This window comes from Pseudomonas sp. B21-036, from assembly GCF_024748925.1.
GTDB lineage: Bacteria > Pseudomonadota > Gammaproteobacteria > Pseudomonadales > Pseudomonadaceae > Aquipseudomonas > Aquipseudomonas palmensis.
In genome coordinates this window covers 792209-810507 of sequence record NZ_CP087178.1, presented here as the reverse complement: position 1 = coordinate 810507, position 18299 = coordinate 792209, and the positions used below count along the sequence as shown (strand labels likewise).

General features: G+C 61.7%; 13 protein-coding genes and 1 pseudogene. 4 read left to right on the top strand and 10 right to left on the bottom strand.

Annotation, left to right across the window (positions count from 1 at the left end; all coding sequences use genetic code 11):
* The first annotated feature begins 265 nt into the window (after window positions 1-265).
* From LOY33_RS03550 to LOY33_RS03535, 4 genes are all read left to right on the top strand, one after another.
* On the top strand, window positions 266-754 hold the full coding sequence (locus LOY33_RS03550) for a DUF3015 domain-containing protein (protein ID WP_043860212.1): 489 nt from the start codon (window positions 266-268) through the stop codon (window positions 752-754).
* Window positions 755-833: 79 nt separating this feature from the next.
* A complete protein-coding gene (locus LOY33_RS03545) occupies window positions 834-2687 on the top strand; it encodes a DUF4105 domain-containing protein (RefSeq protein ID WP_054916264.1) in 1854 nt (617 codons plus the stop codon).
* Between the two features lie 155 nt (window positions 2688-2842).
* Complete coding sequence (locus LOY33_RS03540) at window positions 2843-3193, top strand: hypothetical protein (RefSeq protein WP_043860210.1); 351 nt, start codon at window positions 2843-2845, stop codon at window positions 3191-3193.
* A gap of 67 nt (window positions 3194-3260) precedes the next feature.
* Window positions 3261-3749, top strand: a complete 489-nt coding sequence (locus LOY33_RS03535; RefSeq protein WP_054916265.1) for a GreA/GreB family elongation factor — start codon at window positions 3261-3263, stop codon at window positions 3747-3749.
* On the opposite strand, the gene gdhA is transcribed toward LOY33_RS03535, so the two are convergent.
* The 10 genes and pseudogenes from gdhA to LOY33_RS03485 form a co-directional block, all read right to left on the bottom strand.
* Entirely contained in the window at window positions 3746-5083 is a 1338-nt protein-coding gene (gene gdhA, locus LOY33_RS03530) for an NADP-specific glutamate dehydrogenase (protein ID WP_258661525.1), read from the bottom strand. The two genes, LOY33_RS03535 and gdhA, sit on opposite strands and share 4 nt — an antisense overlap.
* Before the next feature lie 264 nt (window positions 5084-5347).
* On the bottom strand, window positions 5348-7012 hold the full coding sequence (gene ettA, locus LOY33_RS03525) for an energy-dependent translational throttle protein EttA (RefSeq protein WP_043860207.1): 1665 nt from the start codon (window positions 7010-7012) through the stop codon (window positions 5348-5350).
* 120 nt (window positions 7013-7132) lie between these two features.
* On the bottom strand, window positions 7133-7396 hold the full coding sequence (locus LOY33_RS03520) for a PAAR domain-containing protein (protein WP_054916267.1): 264 nt from the start codon (window positions 7394-7396) through the stop codon (window positions 7133-7135).
* 217 nt (window positions 7397-7613) lie between these two features.
* Window positions 7614-8153 carry an SMI1/KNR4 family protein gene (locus LOY33_RS03515; RefSeq protein ID WP_258661520.1) on the bottom strand — a complete coding sequence of 180 codons (540 nt, stop codon included), beginning with the start codon at window positions 8151-8153 and terminating at the stop codon, window positions 7614-7616.
* Between the two features lie 211 nt (window positions 8154-8364).
* Window positions 8365-8646: a hypothetical protein gene (locus LOY33_RS03510; protein WP_258661507.1), complete on the bottom strand. Its 282-nt coding sequence runs from the start codon at window positions 8644-8646 to the stop codon at window positions 8365-8367.
* A gap of 411 nt (window positions 8647-9057) precedes the next feature.
* Complete coding sequence (locus tag LOY33_RS03505; RefSeq protein ID WP_146094999.1) at window positions 9058-9444, bottom strand: hypothetical protein; 387 nt, start codon at window positions 9442-9444, stop codon at window positions 9058-9060.
* A gap of 129 nt (window positions 9445-9573) precedes the next feature.
* Window positions 9574-9855, bottom strand: a pseudogene (locus tag LOY33_RS03500) (hypothetical protein); the annotation flags it as partial.
* Between the two features lie 293 nt (window positions 9856-10148).
* Window positions 10149-10505, bottom strand: coding sequence for a hypothetical protein (locus LOY33_RS03495; protein ID WP_258661502.1), 357 nt, complete (start codon window positions 10503-10505; stop codon window positions 10149-10151).
* Window positions 10502-15187, bottom strand: coding sequence for an RHS repeat-associated core domain-containing protein (locus LOY33_RS03490; RefSeq protein ID WP_258661499.1), 4686 nt, complete (start codon window positions 15185-15187; stop codon window positions 10502-10504). Before LOY33_RS03490 ends, LOY33_RS03495 begins: the two co-directional genes overlap by 4 nt.
* A complete protein-coding gene (locus LOY33_RS03485; protein ID WP_258661496.1) occupies window positions 15184-18204 on the bottom strand; it encodes a type VI secretion system tip protein VgrG in 3021 nt (1006 codons plus the stop codon). Before LOY33_RS03485 ends, LOY33_RS03490 begins: the two co-directional genes overlap by 4 nt.
* Window positions 18205-18299 lie beyond the last annotated feature (95 nt).

Below are 18299 nucleotides of genomic sequence, written 5' to 3'. Positions count from 1 at the left end.
ACTTCGGCGGGGCGGATGACGGCATTCTGGCGCCGCCTGCGCCCGGCTTGCAAGGCTCTTCAACGCTTTAGCGCGCAGGGTCGAAAACCTGCTCCGCGTCAATTATTTCAAGCAATCTTTTGCAATTAATCACGGAACCCTTAGATCGTGCCTAAACTCCAAACTGCGCGGCTGGGTAAACAACCGACCCGTCCTGGCAACTAGTCCTACAGACATGCCAGATAACCCTGACCTTTGGTTTGAACATCAGAAAGAGAACAATGCTATGAAACGGATTCTTCTGGGTACTCTGTTCACCGCGGTTTCGCTCAACGCCATGGCCCAGGCGCCAGGCGGCCCGGACTGCGGCTGGGGCAACATGCTGTTCGAGGGCCAACGCGGCACGCCGGCTCACTTCCTCGCATCCACCACCAACGGTACCTCGGGCAACGCCACCTTCGGCATGACCTCGGGCACCAACGGCTGCTCCACCAATGCGTCGCTGACCTATGGCGGCAAATCCTGGTTCGCCATGAATGGCATGATGAACGAGCTGTCCGAAGACATGGCGCAAGGCCAGGGCGAAGCACTGACCACCTACGCGGTGGTACTGGGCGTCGCACCGGAAGACCGTGCGCACTTCGCGGCCGTGACTCACCAGCACTTCCAGGAAATCTTCACCACAGCCGACGCTACCGCTGAAGATGTTCACACCAACACCCTCGCCGTCCTGAAAAGCGACGCCCGTCTGGCCAAATACGCAACCCCGGCCTAAGCTCGGCACACCCGCCCCGACCACGGGGCGGGTTTGTTTGCCCGCCTCTATCGGCATCATTCAGACGTAGTTGCCCGACATGCTCAAACGCCTTGCCTACCTGGCGCTCTGTGCCTGCGCCCCGCTGCACGCTGCCACCGTGCTGGACGATGCTCGTCTGCACGCACTGGCCAACGACCGCTACTGGATCTCCCTGGGCCATTACGAAACCGCCAAGCTCGGCGGATGGCGCAGCTACGTGGACGACCCCAAATTCTTCCTGGCCAAGGACGGTGCGCACCACCCTGACCAGGAACTGCGCGCCACCTATGAGGCGCTGTACGCCCCGGCCAGCCTGGGCGACCAGCACGCGCAATGCGTATTCCCGGCGCGCACCCGCTGGCTGCGTGAGCAGTTGCAGCTCACCGACCTGCCGGCGCCGGACTGCAAGGCCTACACCCAGTGGTACTCGGACGTGTCGCCGCACAGCGCGGTGATGATCTTCCCGGCCGCCTACCTGAACAGCCCCTCGTCGATGTTCGGGCACACGCTGCTGCGTATCGACCAGGCCGACGTGCAGAGCGACAACACCGCACTGCTGAGCTACGCGATCAACTTCGGCGCCTACATCGAGGGCAACGACAACAGCATCCTGTATGCCTGGAAGGGCCTGATGGGCGGCTACCCCGGCCTGTTCGCGCTGGTGCCCTACCAGGAGAAGCTGTCCGAGTACCGCAGCCTGGAAAACCGCGACCTGTGGGAATACCGGCTGAACCTCACGCCCGAGGAAACCGGGCGCATGGTCGAGCACATCTGGGAACTCAAGCAGATCCAGTTCGACTATTTCTTCTTCGACGAAAACTGCTCGTATCGCCTGCTCGAACTGCTGCAGGTGGCACGGCCGAGCCTGGACCTGACCTCGCAGTTCCCGCTCACGGCGATCCCCACCGACACGGTCAAGGCGGTGAAACAGTCCGGGCTGGTAGCGCGTACCGACTACCGTCCATCGCGCGAGCGCGAGCTGCTGGAGCGGGCCAAACCGCTGGACCATGCCGAACAGCAGCAGGTGCTGGCCGTGAGCGCCGACACCGCGCAACTGCAGAGCCCCGCCTTCACCGAGCTGCCGCGCGAGCGCCAGGCGCTGGTGCAGGACGCCGCCTATCGCCTGGAGCGCTACCGCGCCAATGGCCTGGAGCGCGACCCGGAGCGGGCCAGGCGCAGCTTCGAGTTGCTGCGCGCGATCAACCGCAACCCGCCACCACCGTTGCAGATCGAACGCCCCGGGCTGCCGGAGGACGGCCACGAGTCGCGCACCTGGCAGCTGGGCGTGGGTACCCGAGAAGACCGGGCCTTTGCCGAGTACGGGCTGCGCATGGCCTATCACGACCTCAACGACAACGCCTACGGCTTCCCGCTGGGGGCGCAGATCGAGATCCTGCAACTGAAGGTGCGCCAGTACGAACACAACGACTGGCAGGTGCAGCGCCTGGACCTGGCCACGATCCGCTCGCTGACGCCGCGCAACGACCTGCTCAAGCCGTGGTCGTGGCAGGTGGCCGGCGGGTTGGAACGGGTGCTGGGCAAGCATGAGAACGAGGTGCTGGTCAGCCATGTGAATGGCGGCGCCGGGGGCACCTGGCAGTTGGGCCAGGACATGCTCGGGTTTGCCCTGGGCACGGTGCGGGTGGAGCACAACAATGACTTTGCCGGGTTCATCGCACCCGCGGCAGGGTTCAACACCGGCGTGCTGTGGCGCAACGGGCTGGGCAACCTGAGCCTGGAGGCCAAGGGCGACTACTTCACCAATGGCGAGGTCCGCCGCAGCCTGAGCCTCAACCAGCAGTGGGAACTGTCGCGCAACCTGGGCCTGCGCCTGAGTGCCAGGCGCGAGTTCAGCCAGCTGGCGACGGCGCAGAACGAGGTGATGCTCGAGGTGAAGTGGTACAACTACTGAAGTCATCGCGGGTCAAGCCCGCTCCCACAAGGGCAGTGAGAAACCTTGTGGGAGCGGGCTTGACCCGCGATGCGATCCAATTGTTTGACATCTTTTTGACCTCTCTTGCACACACCAGCACCTAGACTTCCCCCCAACAGGTGGAGAGTTCGAACATGCGCGGGCACTGGGTACTGGTGGCAATGATGCTGGGCGGTTGCGCCAGCACCCACGATCAACTGATCGAGCAAGGCTACCCTGCCCCCTACGCCGACGGCTTCCAGGCCGGTTGCAGCAGCGGCCACCAGGCCGCAGGCGTGATGATGGGCGAGTTTCGCAAGGACGTGCCGCGCTATCTGCACGACCGCCAGTACGAGACTGGCTGGGACGACGGCTTTCGCCAGTGCCAGGCCATGCAGCAGAGCCAGGACCAGGACACCTACCGCAGCCGCCACTGGGACGAGCGCGACCAGCAGTGGCAGCAGGAAAAGGACCGCGACGCCGCCCGCGCCTATCGACGCCAATAGGTCGCCCTCGAACATTCGATGCAACCGGTGACCGCGCATCATGGTCTTCCTACAAAGGAGGCCAACCATGAGCCGAGCATTCGTCAACGAAGACCAGGCCGCCGATCAGGCCAATCAACCGGTAGAGCGGCGCATCAGCGAACAACCCAACCACGTCACCGCCCAGGGCCTGACCCTGCTCAAGCAGCGGGTCAGCGAACTGGAGACCCTGCGCAGCACGCTGCTGGGCGACCCCGACAAACAACGCCTGGCCGAGGTCGAGCGCGACCTGCGCTACTTCAGCGCCCGCGTGCAGAGCGCCCAGGTGGCCGCACCCGCCACCTCGCAGAGCAAGGTGCAGATCGGTAGCCGGGTGGTGTTTGTCGATGAAGAAGGCCGCCAGCATGAAGTGCAACTGGTCGGCGAAGACCAGGCCTATGCCGCCAGTGGCCTGATCAACTGGGGGTCACCCCTGGGCCGGGCCCTGCTGGGGGCAGCGCCCGGTGACGAGGTGCTGTGGCGACGACCGGCGGGTGATCAACTGATCGAGGTCGTCGCCATCGAGCCGCAGGCCTAGACCACGCCCTGGGCCAGCATGGCGTCGGCAACCTTGACGAAGCCGGCGATGTTGGCGCCCTTGACGTAGTTGATGCGGCCGTTCTCTTCGCCGTAGTACACGCAGGCATGGTGGATCGACTGCATGATGTTGTGCAGCTTGCTGTCCACCTCGCCGGCCGTCCACAGCAGGCGCATGGCGTTCTGCGACATCTCCAGGCCGCTGACGGCCACGCCGCCGGCGTTGGAGGCCTTGCCCGGGGCGAACAGGATGCCGGCCTCGATGAAGAGGTCCACGGCGTCCAGGGTGGTCGGCATGTTGGCGCCTTCGGCCACGCAGATGCAGCCGTTGCGCAGCAGGGTGCGTGCGTCTTCGGCGTCCAGCTCGTTCTGGGTGGCGCACGGCAGGGCGATGCCGCAGGCCAGGGTCCATGGGCGCTGGCCGGCGCGGAACTCCAGGCCGAACTCGCCGCCCAGCTCGCTCAGGCGGCCGCGCTTGACGTTCTTGAGCTCCATCAGCGCATCCCACTGCGCATCGTTCAGGCCGGCTTCGCAGTACAGGGTACCCTCGGAGTCGGACAGCGAGATGACCTTGCCGCCCAGGTCCATGACCTTGCGCGCGGCATATTGCGCCACGTTGCCGGAGCCGGAGATGGCCACGCGGCGACCGTCGATGCGCAGGCCGTCGCGCTTGAGCATTTCTTCGGCGAAGTACACGCAGCCGTAGCCGGTGGCTTCGGGGCGAATCAGGCTGCCGCCGTAGTTCATGCCCTTGCCGGTCAGCACCGAGGTGAACTGGTTGGCCAGGCGCTTGTACTGGCCGAACAGGAAGCCGATTTCGCGACCACCTACGCCGATGTCACCGGCTGGCACGTCGAGGTCGGCGCCGATGTGGCGGTACAGCTCGCTCATGAATGCCTGGCAGAAGCGCATGACTTCGGCGTCGCTCTTGCCCTTGGGGTCGAAGTCCGAGCCGCCCTTGCCGCCGCCCATGGGCAGCGAGGTGAGGGAATTCTTGAGTACCTGTTCGAAGGCCAGGAACTTCAGCACGCCGAGGTTCACCGAAGGGTGGAAACGCAGGCCGCCCTTGTATGGGCCGATGGCGCTGCTCATCTGGATGCGGTAGCCGCGGTTGACACGCACCCTGCCCTTGTCGTCGACCCACGACACACGGAACAGAATGGCCCGCTCCGGCTCGACCATGCGTTCGAGAATACCGGCCTGCAGGTAGTGCGGGTTGGCTTCGAGGAAGGGCCACAGGCTGCGCAGTACCTCTTCCACGGCCTGATGGAACTCGGGCTGGGCAGGGTCGCGTTTTTGCAGGCGTGCGAGGAAGTCTTCGACGGATTCGATCATTTAGACATTCACCAGATAGAGTTGGACTTATTAGTTTTTTCAGGACTTTACCAAGAACCGCTCGCACCGCAACAGGGCAAAATGTCGTTTTTATGGAAATAAATGGTGCATTTCTATAAATGTATACACTTCGCCAGCAAAGCCTGCTCCTACAGCAGGCCGCACAACCCTGTAGGAGCCGGCCTTGCCGGCGAAGGATTCACCCGGATTCCAGGCAAAAAAAACGGGGCCCGAAGGCCCCGTTTCAGTGCAAGACCGTGAAGGTCATGCCAGTTTCTTGTGCCGTACCCGGTGCGGCTGGGCAGCGGCTTCACCCAGGCGCTTCTTGCGATCGGCTTCGTACTCGGTGTAGTTGCCTTCGAAGAACACCGCCTGCGAATCGTCTTCGTAGGCCAGGATGTGGGTAGCCACACGGTCAAGGAACCACCGATCGTGAGAGATCACGATAGCGGCGCCCGGGAAGTCCAGCAGGGCTTCCTCCAGCGAACGCAGGGTTTCGACGTCGAGGTCGTTGGACGGTTCGTCGAGCAGCAGCACGTTGCCGCCCTCTTTGAGCGTCAACGCCAGGTGCAGGCGACCACGCTCACCACCGGAGAGGTCCTTGACGAACTTCTGCTGGTCGCCGCCCTTGAAGTTGAAGCGCCCCACGTAGGTACGCGCCGGAATCTCGTAGTTGCCGATGCGGATCTGGTCGGAACCGTCGGAGATCTGCTGGAACACGGTCTTGCCGCCGTCCAGGTCTTCGCGGCTCTGATCGACGCAGGCCAGTTGCACGGTTTCACCGATCTCGATGCTGCCCGAGTCCGGTTGCTCCTTGCCCATCAGCATGCGGAACAGGGTCGATTTACCGGCGCCGTTACCGCCGATCACACCGACGATGGCGCCTTTTGGCATGCTGAACGACAGGTTGTCGATCAGAACGCGGTCGCCGTAGCCCTTGGTGACGTTCTTGAACTCGATGACCTTGTCACCCAGGCGCGGGCCGGCCGGGATGTAGATCTCGTTGGTTTCGCTGCGCTTCTGGAATTCCTGCGACTGCATTTCTTCGAAGCGTTGCAGACGCGCCTTGGATTTGGACTGGCGGGCCTTGGCGCCTTTGCGCACCCATTCCAGTTCTTCCTTCATGGCCTTTTCATGGGCCGACTGCTGCTTGGACTCCTGGGCCAGGCGGTCCGACTTGGCTTCCAGCCAACCCGAATAGTTGCCCTCGTAAGGAATACCGGCGCCGCGGTCGAGTTCCAGAATCCAGCCGGCGACGTTGTCCAGGAAGTAACGGTCGTGGGTAATCGCGACCACGGTGCCCGGGAAGTCGTGCAGGAAGTGCTCCAGCCAGGCTACCGAGTCGGCATCCAGGTGGTTGGTCGGTTCGTCGAGCAGCAGCATGTCGGGGGCCGACAGCAGCAGGCGGCACAGGGCCACGCGGCGCTTCTCGCCACCGGACAGGTGTTCGACCTTGGCGTCCCAGGCCGGCAGGCGCAGCGCGTCGGCGGCGACTTCCAGCTGGCGCTCGAGGTTGTGACCGTCGCTGGCCTGCAGGATCGCTTCCAGCTTGGCCTGTTCGGCGGCCAGCTTGTCGAAGTCGGCGTCCGGGTCGGCATAGGCGGCGTAGACCTCGTCCAGGCGGGCCTGGGCGTCCTTGATCACGCTGACGGCCTCTTCGACCACTTCACGCACGGTCTTGGTGGGGTCCAGTTGCGGCTCTTGCGGCAGGTAGCCGACATTCAGATCGGGCATCGGACGTGCTTCGCCGTCGAACTCGGTGTCGACGCCGGCCATGATTTTCAGCAGGGTGGATTTACCCGAACCGTTGAGGCCGAGCACGCCGATCTTGGCGCCGGGGAAAAAGGACAGCGAAATGTTCTTGAGGATTTCCCGCTTCGGCGGCACAACTTTGCTCAGCCGATGCATGGTGTAGACGTATTGAGCCAAAACGTGAGCTCCAGTAAGTAGGTCAATCAAAGGAGCTGATTGTAGACACAATTGGGTACCCCGGCCATCGTCGCGACTGGCGGTGCGGCCGGGCGGGAAAGTGCACGTTGCGGGCAATGCCTAGCTGATGACTGCGCCCTTGGGGCCACTGGCGATCAGCGCGGCGCCGCAGGCGGTCTTCATGCCATCCAGCGCCACGGGCGTACCGCCGACGCTGTAGGTGCTGCTGCCCTCGGCAATGGGAAATACCCCTTTGCACAGGGGGCAACTGACGCTGTGCCCTACCCCGGCAATCGGCTTGCCATTGAGGTTGGTGTTGGAAAAGGCTTCGAGTACCACGCCACCGTGGGTGGTGGCATCGCCCAGGCGAACAATGTCTTTCATGAGGTGGGTCCGTCCTTGTGTGATGGGATGTATTACGTGTGGAGGTGCAGGCCTTTGCACTCACGTCCGATGGTGCCTGATTGGAAGAGGGCTGAACATCAACATGCCGTTGCATGTCGTGGGAACGCGGGCGTCATCGAGCGGGTATCACGCTGGGCTGCCCAGATCCTCATAGTCGCTGTCAAACATTCAAGCCATCCAGGGCTACTGATGATCGTTAAGGAGCAGGATCAACGCTACTCAGCCACTGCTCAAAGTCATCCGCAACACGGCGGGCACTGCCCGTTTCATGATCCCACAACACCACGGCAGGTTCGCCTGAGGCGCCTCGCGCGTCATAATCGAAGCAATAATAATCACCTGTTCCAAACTCTGCGAAGGGCAACAGCGGTGCAAAACGCTCAGGCGATTGCGAGAAATTTTCCAGCCACGCCTGCCACCCTGACGTGTAATTTCGGACGATCGAGTCCCAGGTCTTCCTCGGGTCTCGGCTGTCGAACACGGGGAACACCACCAGGCCACCCAGTGACCGTCCATTGTTGGCAAGCAGCCAGCGGGAAAAGGATGTGGGGAACGTTCTGTTCAGTTCCTTCTCTGCAGAAGCGATTGCAGAAAGCGTTGTGCCGATGACACGCGTTTTTGACATTCGGTTTCGAAATCCATCACTGGAGGCTACAAGAATCCCGCGTTGAGCACTGTATTGGTGGCCCTGACTCACGTCCAGAAGATCATCGTGCCGCCAGGGGTGATTCAGCATGTTATCAACACGTCTGAGGACACTCCGCTGTCCTGCGAATACGCCAGATCGGTAACACCCTGAAACGGCTCCATCATGTAACAGAATTTGAGATCCAACTCCTTGGCACGCTATGGCCTGGTCGATCACGCCGCATGAGGTCGCTTGTATTTTCGTTCACATGCCGGTAACTGCTTTAACCTGCGCCAGGTCCGAGCACAAAAAATACAACTCACTCAACCTCAACCACCTCGACAGTATCGCCAGTTATGTAGCAAGAACCGTACTTTCTAATCTCTTCAAGAGAAGATGGATCATTTGGCCCGTAATCACCATCCACCTCAACACACCACCCCTCACCGTATTTCAAAAGCTTGACACCAGAGCATACAACATTTGTTTGCCCACCAGAAAATGCCGACCGAACTTCGTCAACGTGAGCAACAATCACCGTGACCCTTTTCCATACATTCCCCTCAAGCCTGTAATCACGGGCGCAGAATTCAATATGCACAGAAAGCGTACCGCCCCCAAAAACTCATACTTAAAGTAGTTAATTACTCCATCATTGAATCGATCAAATCCGTCAACAAGCCCAACTGCGTCTTCATTAAACATTTCAACCACCTATTGGCTGCGAAGGCTTGGTGCCAGGTGGAATAATACTCCAACCGTCTGGAACCTTGCTTGGGTGAACATGTACCGCGCCGGATCCATGTGCACTCTTGAAGTTACCGGGAGGATCTAGAAGGTGACCATGACCTGCCGCAGCTGTACCGTGCCGCGTAAACTCTCACTAAAAGTGTTCACGATACCATCGTGAAATCGACCCAATCCTCCAGCAAACCTAACTAACCCTTCCAGTTAATCTGAAAACAATTTTAACCAGCCACTCCCAAACAGCATCCGATATTAAGCCGCTACGTTATTCATCGACCTCCAGCACTTCCACCCTCTCCCCCAGAACGTAGCACATACTGTAGCTTCTAATTGCCTCCAGCGATATAGGGATATCACCAAAGTCTCCATCGACCTCAACACACCATTTACCATCAAAATTCAATAGCTTCACACGAGAGCAAATAACATTAAAAGCACCCGCTTCGAACACAGACCGCACCTCACTGACACCATCAATAATTATTCGAACAGTTCGCCACACATCACCTTCGAGCTCATAGTTCCTAGCATACACATCTATTTTTATTCTCAATGCATCCGCGTGAAAAAAATCATATTCAAATGATTTGATCAAACCATCATCAAAACCATAATAGTCATCGAATATTTTACTTGCTGCTTCGTTAAGCACTTTAACCTCTTATCGGTTGTGATGGTTCAGCCCCCGGGGGGGAATGACGCTCCATTCTTTAGGGACTTGGTTTGGCGGAATGTGAACCGCACCCGGGCCATGCCCGCTTTTGATATTTTCAGGCGGAGACAACCGTATCGGGGCCTTGCGCAGAGCCTGTGCCACCGGCACAAAGCTCCCCGGTTCGTACAGGTAGTGCACCGTGCGCCCGGTGTCACCTTCATCCTGCGCAGGCGAGCTTTCCAAGGCGAGGGAGTCGCCGTCCCAGCCGAACAGGGTGAAGCCGCAGTTCAGCTCGCGCTGGCGCTTTGCTCGCTCAAGCTGGTTCCAGCCAGTACCGGCTTCAGGTTTGTTCCAGTAATGCGCCGTCGAGTGCTTGTGCAACCGACGCCCAAAGGCGTCATAGCTGTACTAGTCCTTGAGCTTGTCGTTCTAGGCTCGGTACGAAAAGCCTTGATACTCGGCGATGCTGCGTTGAAAACAACCTCGGAATGCTCATTTACAACCCGTAAACTCCGCTTCCTAGGCTGTTTTCGTCTTGCCTGACCTTCGTCTCAAGACTTTTCATACAGCCCCTAGTAGCGGTGCAGTCAACATCAGGGCGTGTAATTAACGGCAACGTTCAAATGAACCCTTTCACAATCCCCACTCATGGCCATTTCTTCCGCCATACTTTCCGAAATTTGCGCATACACCTTGCGCAATTAAGCCCCCCTCATGTCCTTCAAGGCTTTTTCAAGTGCAGAAATATCCGGAGGATTTTTCTTTGACGCTTTACTTCTCATCCAGGCTGGTACCTTTTTCCGACATAGCTCAAATCCTTCATCAGAAAAATCTTTTCTCCTATACACCCTATCTATAAGCTCCCCTTCTTCCGAAAATGGATTTACAAGCAAAAGCCCATTTCGATAAAAAAAATCATACTTAGCAGCTATCGCCTTCTTCACAAGATCCTGAGACTCGATATCATGCACCAACTCATTTTCACTATTCATTTTCTTATAAGCGGAAACCAATTCACTAACCGCCCCCCAAACAGCAAAGTTATTTTTTATTGTCATGGCAGCCTAACAACCTCTGAAATCCCCATAACAGGTACAAGTTTTTTTGTACTTCTATCACGAATGAACGTTCCGCCCTCATCCCGGATATTCTGTTCCTTCATAAGCTGATCCGTCTTATCCGCAGTCATACTTGTAACCTCATAAGTGTCCGCCTTGCCATTCTCAATTACTGCAGTATCAACCCTCCTCCGCTCATTCGTCACAGGGTCTCTTACTGACTTTCCGTTAGCATCTCGAAGATAACATTCGCTCTGTATCGTAGCATTAGGGTGCTGAGCACTCATTCGTGCATTAAACTCTTGATGCCGCCTATCACCTTCAACAGCATTCTTGATCCGAGCCAGCCCCCAAGGATCGATCCAATCAATCGGATTCGGAACATATTGGTAGAGATTGAAGCCGCCCAGGTAGCCAATCGGATCTTGCCCAACAAACCGCCCAACCGCCGGATCATAGTACCGATACCGGTTGTAGTGCAGACCCGTCTCATGGTCGTGATACTGGCCCTGAAAGCGGATCGGGTTGTTCAACCCCACCTGTTTCGCCCAGGCCGAACGTTCTTGTTTCACCTCACCCCACGCCTTGTACTGCGCCGACCACGCCACGTCGCCGTTGTGGTCGGTCAGTTCCATCGGCGTACCCAGGTGGTCAAACTGGTACCAGGCAATCGCATCAAAGGGTTGAGGCGAGGCCGCTTGCTGCCAGAGCGGGTCCTGGTCGATGTCGTAGGGGCGGTTGCTCCAGTCCGGCTCCTTGTACAACCGTATCGGGGCCTTGCGCAGAGCCTGCGCCACCGGCACAAAGCTGCCGGGTTCGTACAAGTAGTGCACCGTGCGCCCGGTGTCACCTTCATCCTGCGCAGGCGAGCTTTCCCAGGCGAGGGTGTCGCCGTCCCAGCCGAACAGGGTGAAGCCGCAGTTCAGCTCGCGCTGGCGCTTGGCTCGCTCCAGCTGGTTCCAGCCAGTACCGGCTTCAGGTTTGTTCCAGTAATGCGCCGTCGAGTGCTTGTGCAACCGTCGCCCAAGGGCGTCATAGCTGTACTCGACCTTGAGCTTGTCGTCGCTGTAAGCCTGCAAACGGTCGAACAGGTCCCAGGTGAACCGGGCCTGCACACCGTTGTGCAACCGATGGCTCAGGTTGCCCCGCTCGTCATAGGTGTAATGCGTGCCCGCATACTCGCGCAGCAGGTTGTCCATCAGACGGTTACGCCTGGGCGTGCGCTCCAGCGGCCGCGTCGGCTCGTGGTGCTTGTCGTCCAGCAGGTTGCCGGCCGGGTCGAAGGCGAAGGTCTCCACCCCCAGGCGGCTGGTGGCCTGTAACAGGCGGCCAATCGGGTCGTACTGGTAGGCCAGATGACCACGACGGGTGTCGTGGATGTCGCTCAGCTGGCCTACCGCGTCGTACTGATACTCACGCTTGAGCAGGGTCGATTTGCCGTCCTGGCTGCCCAGCAGCTGTTCCTGCAGGCGCCCCGCCGGGTCCCACGCCTGAGTCTGGCTCAACCTGTTGCCCTGATGCCGCACAACCTCGCGGTGCAGGTCATCGCGCTCGTAGGCCAGCAGCTCATGGTGATCGACCGTCATGCCCAACAGATGACCGCTACCGTAGGTCAGCCAGCTGACCTTGTGCCCGTCCGGACGAGTGGTGGAGGTACGCAGGTTGAGGGCGTCGTACTCGTGCTGCCACACCGCGACCATCGGGGTGCCGGTGGCCAGGTAGTGCTGGTGTTCACGAACGAGGTTGCCGGCCTCGTCATGGAACCACTGCAGTTTGCTCGCGGCGTTGATGGCCTGGATCAGCCTGCCGTTGCCGTCGTAGGCAAAGGTTTCTTCCTCGCGCTGGTCACCCTGGCTGGCCACGCGGGAAATGAGACGGCCGACGGGATCGAAGGTGACGTCGAGGCGGCGTTGCCCGACGTGGGTGGAGGTCAGGCGCCCAGTGTTCGTGTCGTACTGGTAGCGCGTGGTGAGGCCGTCGAAGCCGCTCTCTTCCAGCAGACGGCCGACCGGGTCGTAGCGGAAACTGGCGTGGCTTTCGTTTTCGTTTTCCAGGCCCGTGAGGCGGCCCAGTTTGTCCCAGCGGTAACGCAGGGTGTTTTCGGCCGCGTCGACCCGCTCGGCGAGCAACCCGGCGACGGTGTAGGTCCAGGTGGTGCAGCGGTCGAGGGCATCGACGTGGGCCAGCAGGCGACTCTCGGCATCGCGCTCGAAGCGCTCTTCGGTCTTGTCCGGATGGATGACCAGGGCGAGCTGGCCGGCCTTGTACGTGTACTGGGTCTTGTTGCCGGCGGCATCGGTGAACTGCACCAACTGCCCGATATCGTCATAGGCCCATTTGCTGGTCTTGCCCGAGCAGTCGGTGTACTCGACCAGTTGCCCGGCGTCGTTGTACACCAGCGCCTTTTCGTTGCCGTTGGCGTCCTTGATCGCCTTGACCAGACCGGAGGGTGTGTAGGCGAACTCGGTCTTGTTGCCCAGCGGGTCGACGGTTTCGCTGAGGTTGCCCTTGAGGTCGTACTGGCGTTCCCACACACCGGCCTCGGCGTCGCGGATCCTGATCGGGCGACGGCGGTCGTCGTAGGCAAAGTGAACCTGGCTGTGGTCGGCACGGATATGCCGCACCACGCTGCCTTGCTCGTCGTAGTCGTAACGGTCTTCGCTGCCATCGACGTGGACATGCCGAACGATGTGCTTGCGCTCGTCGCGAAAGATCCACTCCGAGCGCTCGTCGGGGTAACGCACACGGTACAGATGTCCAAGGATGTCGTAGTAGTACCAGGTCTCCTGGCCATGGGCGTCGGTGACGTAGGTGAGGCGAATGTTGCTGTCCCACTCCAGGTGCAACTCGTAGCTGCCGTCATCGGCCCATTCGCGGATGGCCTTGGCATCGAACGCACTGCCCTTCCACTCCAGGTTCATGCCCCGGCCGGTACGGTCGGTGTAACGGGTCACCAGGTGATTTTGATAGTGGTAGTGCCAGGTGCCTGCGTGTTCATCCTGCGCGGCGACCAGGTCGCCATGGGCATCGTAGTGATAGGCACACAGTTGGCGTAGCGGTTGGCCGTCACGCATTTCCCACAGGCCGGTGATACGGCCATGGTCATCGATCAAGGTGCCTAGGTGACGCAGCACGTCACTCATGTCGCCTTGAAAGGTGATGATGTCGGATAGTACCGGCCGGCCCTCGTGCCGATGCTCGTAATGCAGCATGCAGCCGGCATCGTTGTGCAACAGGATCTTCTGCAGGTAGTAGCGCTCGCCCACGCGCAGATAGTGTTCCTTGCGCACGAAGCCGCGGCAGATCACCAGTTCGTCTTCACGACTGCGAACCAGCAGCAGGTCTTCGATAGCGTTGTACTGCGCCTTCTCGACCTTGGGCAGGTCGAACGCATGGCTACGGCCATCGTAGTCGTGAAACAGCAGACCCGTGCCGACCACATCGATGCAGGTGGTGAACGGCGTGACCCAGCGAGCGCCCAGGTTGCCTTGGTCGTACTCGGCCAGGCGCGAGTGGTAGATACGCTGCCACTCGATGGGAAATGCACCCGGCAGGCTGAAGTCGGTATGGATGATGAATTCCGAACCCAGGGCAAAGCTGATGTGGTTGCCTGAGTGCGCCTTGGGCGCTGGGCGCGGGATCGGGCAGGTATCTGGAAGCGGGCTGGTCGAAGCCACGGCCTCATGCTGCCTGGCCGTCGCCCCCAGCTCCCCCTTGGGTTTCTCCCGTTCCACCTGGGTCACGGTGCCCGGCTTGCTCACGCCCGACTGCCCGTTCTTGTTGCGCTTGCGAAAGCCCTTCACGGCGCCGTCCAGCACATTGAGCATCGAACCGATGCTCATCGCCAGCGACGGGTCCGCCAGCCTGTTCAACTGGCGCGCCAACTCCGGCCCCAGCTTGCGCAACTGCCCGGTCTGGGCCAGTACCTGAGCCTTGATGTCATCCGACACCAGCTTGCTCACGGCGCTGTTCACCACCCCCTTGCCCGCAGCCTTGCAGGCACTGTGCATCGCACCGAAGATATTCCTGATCGCCGCCCTGGGGCTGTGCGTGAGCTGGTCGCCAGCCGCAGACAACTGCTGGCTCATCGCCGTGCGGTCGCTCCTGGCATCGAGCTGGCCGGTGGCCACGGCGTCCAGGCCGTCGGCGATTTCGCCGAGCATCTGGGTGCCCTTCGCACCCGCCGCGTCAAGAATCTCGGCCAGCCTGGGCTTGGCCTGGGTGACGAAGTCGTCGATGGTGCCGGCGATGGTGGCGTTCAAATGGCCGATCAGCACCTGGATAAGCGAGTCGCCGAGCAGCATCTTGGCGCTGTTGCGCAGTTCCTGGCGCACCAGGAACAACGTCGGGCGCAGGCTCATGCGCGCGGCCGCCATGGTCGGCGGTGCCGGCAGTACGCCGATCAGGTTGATGCCCAGGCTGACCCAGTCCAGCACCTCGCGCTGCTTGCTCTTGACCAGGGTGACCACGTCCCCCAGTGCATCCACCAGGGCCATGATGTTGCCCACCACCGGCAAGGCGCCGGCCACGGACTTGATGCGCTCCAGGGTGACGGTGCCACCGCTGATCGATTGCAGCCAGGCGTCGAATTCGGCGGCGCCGCGGCCCACGTCCTTGGCGTCGATGGTGTTGAGCGGGGCGACCGCGACCTGGGGTTCGCGGGGTTTGGCGGACTCGCTCATGCCAGCACCTCGCGGCTGGCCAGAGCCTTGGCCGGGCTGCTCGGCAAGGTCGGCTGGGCCAGACCGGGCAAGGTCTTGAGCGCCCTTGCCGCTTCCAGCGACGCCGCTGCGCCGGGCACCACGCTACTGGCCAGGCCGGCCATCGCGGCGGGCTCGCCCTTGAGTGCAGCGCCCACCTGCTGTGCCTGCTGCAAGGCCGCCTGGCCACTTCTGGCCAGTTGCAGCCCGCTGCCCGCAAGCGCCTTGCCATCGTCCATCACTGCAGAGCCACCGGGGCCCATGAGGCCCTGGGCCATTGTCTTTCCTTGTGCCATAACGTCCTGTACCAGTCCTTTGCCCTTGTCCATGCCTTGCTGCACCAGTGCCTTGCCGTTCTCCAGGCCATCCCTGGCCGCGCCCAGCACCTCGCCGACCACTGATTGCTGGCCGGGTGCGATATCGTCGAGTGAGGGGCTGAGCGGCCACGTGCTGGCGCCAAAGTGGCTGGCTTCGGCCCAGGTGTCAGCCGGGTCCAGGCCGAAGTCGGCCCACAGCGGGCCGAGGGCGGCACCGCTGGCGAGGTTGAAGCCGTCGGCGTCGAGCGTGCCCTTGATCGATTTGCCCAGTGCGTCGGTCACGTTGTAGTCGCCGGTTTTCACGCCTTTGCTGTTGGCGTACTGGTACAGCAACTCCAGATCGCCCTTGCCCGGCTTGGGCGGCTCGGGGAAGGTCCCGGCCAGGCTCTTGGGCCCCACATGGGCGAAGTTCGCCGCGTGCGCGGTGTATGGCCCGGTAGTTACGTGAGTGATGCCGCCCGCGTTGTAGGTACTGGCGCTGCCGCCGCCTTGGAGTACCAGTTCGGTCTTGGCCGTGAGGGTGATGCGGTCGGCATTGGCGGTGATGTCGAGCTTGGCCAGCAGGTTGATGTTGTCTTTCAGCGCTTTGATATCGATGTCGCCCGACGCCGCCACCAACCGCCAGCCCATGTTCTGCACGAACAGTCGCATGCCCTGGCTGGCACTGGCCAGCAGCCGCTTGCCGATCGACAGACTCGTATGCCCGGTGCTGCTCAACGCCAGGTGTTCACCGGTCGCGACATGCGTCGAGCGCGGGGTGGTCAGGGCGATGCCCGCCGGGCTGGCCAGCACCAGGTGCGGTTCGCTGAACTCGGGAAACTCGTTGGCGCTCTGGTTGGTCGGGCCGCTGCCGACGATGCCCTGGTGCTGGGCATGCAGGGCCTTGGCCACCTCGTCCTGATCGCCCGAATCCTGCGCCTGCACCTCGCGCGCCTGCTGGCCGAAGCCGTCCTGCTGCTCGCTGGCGGTGGCCAGGCGTTCGGCGGTTTCGGGCAGGTCCTTGTGGTGCTTGGCTTCGTGATGCCGGGGCTCGGTGGTCAGCAGCAGGCCCGCCGCCGCGCGCACGGCGCCATGCCGGTCGGTGCGCAGTTCGAAACCCTCACCGCGCGGCTGGCCGCCCGAGGGGCGCGGGTGGGTCAGGTAGCCCAGGTTGATCGCACTGGCGCCATGGTCGCTGCGCAACGCGATGCTGATCTCGCTGGTGGTGTCGTCGATGCGCAGCTCGTTGCTGCGGCTGCCCTTGTATTCCTTGCTCTTGACCGTGGCCAGGGTCTTGAAGTCGGGCAGCCGGTACGGCGGCAGGTTGGCGCCGTGGTACAGGCAACCGGTGATCAGCGGCTGGTCGGGGTCGCCTTCCAGAAAGGTGATCAGCACCTCCATGCCGATACGCGGCAGCGAGATGGCGCCGAAGCTGCTCTGGCTGGCCCAGCTGGAGGCCACGCGCATCCAGCAGGTGGTCTTGTCGTCCGATTGGCCTTCGCGGTCCCAGAAGAACTGCACCTTGACCCGGCCGTACTCGTCGCAATAGATCTCCTCGCCTTCGGGGCCGGTCACCACGGCGCGCTGGGAGCCCAGCACCCTCGGCTTGGGATGCCTCAGCGGCGGACGGTACGGCACCTCCCACGGCGTGGCGCAGAAGCGGTTGCGATAGCCCTGGTGGAAGTCGTCCTTGAGGTCGGTGACGTCGCTGCTGATCACCTCCTCAAGCACCTGCGGCTGCTTGCCTTCATGCAGCACTTCGGTGAGCAACCACAGGTCGTTCCAGGCCGGGTTGGCATGCTCGGTCAGGCTCAGAAAATGCCCGCTGACCAGGCTCGGCTGGTCGCTGCGGCCCTCGGCCAGGCGGTAGTCGCTGCGGTGGCGCTCCAGGGCGCGGGTGGCCAGGTGCTTGCCGCGCGCGCGGTCGCTGAAGCGCGCCGGGTAGTCGTAGTCTTCCAGGTCCGGCGCAGCACCGCTGTCGGCGTCGCTTTCGAGCTGGATGCGCGGTTTGGTGAAGTCGTAGTCGCGCCGCGTGGTGCGGCTGGTGCGCGTGGCCAGGCGCAGGCCGAAGCGCTTGATCACCGGCACGTCGGCCACCAGCCCGGTGTCCTGCTGGTAGGCCACCGGGGCCAGCGTGGGGAATACGGTCTGGTCGTCGCCGAACACCAGCGCATGGCCCTGCGGGCTGTGCTGGAAGTGGTAGTGGATACCCTCCTCCTCGCACAGGCGCTGGATGAAGTGCAGGTCGGACTCGTCGTACTGCACGCAGTACACCCGCTCGGGGTACACCGCGCCGAGCACGAAGCGGTGGTCGCTGGCGAGGATGCCGTGCTCCTCGAGCACCTGGGCGATGATCTGCGGCACCGTCTTGTGCTGGAAGATGCGCTGGTTGATGCGGTGTGCCAGGTACGCCAGCTGCGGGCGCAGCACCAGCCGGTAGCGCGACAGGCGCCGCCCCGCTTCGCCCTGCGCGGCGCTGTAGACCAGCCCGTGAATGCCGCTGCCGCTGGGCGACAGCTGCAGGAAGGCGAGCGTGTGCAGGAGGGATTCGAGGTTCAGCGACGCCCGTTCACTGACCAGCTCCAGTTCGAATTCGAACGGCTGGCTGAGCGCTTCGCGCCCGCTGAACGACAGCACCTGAAAGTCGCTGTCGACCCCGTCCAGGGTCAGGGTGAAATGGGGCTGGTTGGCCGCTGAGAACATCCGATGTTCCTCCCGCTGCAAAAACTGGGGTGACAGGCTGCCCCGGCCGGCCATGCTGGCTGACTGGCTGGCCGGGGCAGTGAACTAACGCAGGC

Coding starts and splice junctions, on each gene's coding strand:
- LOY33_RS03550 (WP_043860212.1), top strand. CDS start 266: ATGAAACGGATTCTTCTGGGTACTCTGTTCACCGCGGTTTCGCTCAAC.
- LOY33_RS03545 (WP_054916264.1), top strand. CDS start 834: ATGCTCAAACGCCTTGCCTACCTGGCGCTCTGTGCCTGCGCCCCGCTG.
- LOY33_RS03540 (WP_043860210.1), top strand. CDS start 2,843: ATGCGCGGGCACTGGGTACTGGTGGCAATGATGCTGGGCGGTTGCGCC.
- LOY33_RS03535 (WP_054916265.1), top strand. CDS start 3,261: ATGAGCCGAGCATTCGTCAACGAAGACCAGGCCGCCGATCAGGCCAAT.
- gdhA (WP_258661525.1), bottom strand. CDS start 5,083: ATGATCGAATCCGTCGAAGACTTCCTCGCACGCCTGCAAAAACGCGAC.
- LOY33_RS03520 (WP_054916267.1), bottom strand. CDS start 7,396: ATGAAAGACATTGTTCGCCTGGGCGATGCCACCACCCACGGTGGCGTG.
- LOY33_RS03515 (WP_258661520.1), bottom strand. CDS start 8,153: ATGCTGAATCACCCCTGGCGGCACGATGATCTTCTGGACGTGAGTCAG.
- LOY33_RS03495 (WP_258661502.1), bottom strand. CDS start 10,505: ATGACAATAAAAAATAACTTTGCTGTTTGGGGGGCGGTTAGTGAATTG.
- LOY33_RS03490 (WP_258661499.1), bottom strand. CDS start 15,187: ATGAGCGAGTCCGCCAAACCCCGCGAACCCCAGGTCGCGGTCGCCCCG.
- LOY33_RS03485 (WP_258661496.1), bottom strand. CDS start 18,204: ATGTTCTCAGCGGCCAACCAGCCCCATTTCACCCTGACCCTGGACGGG.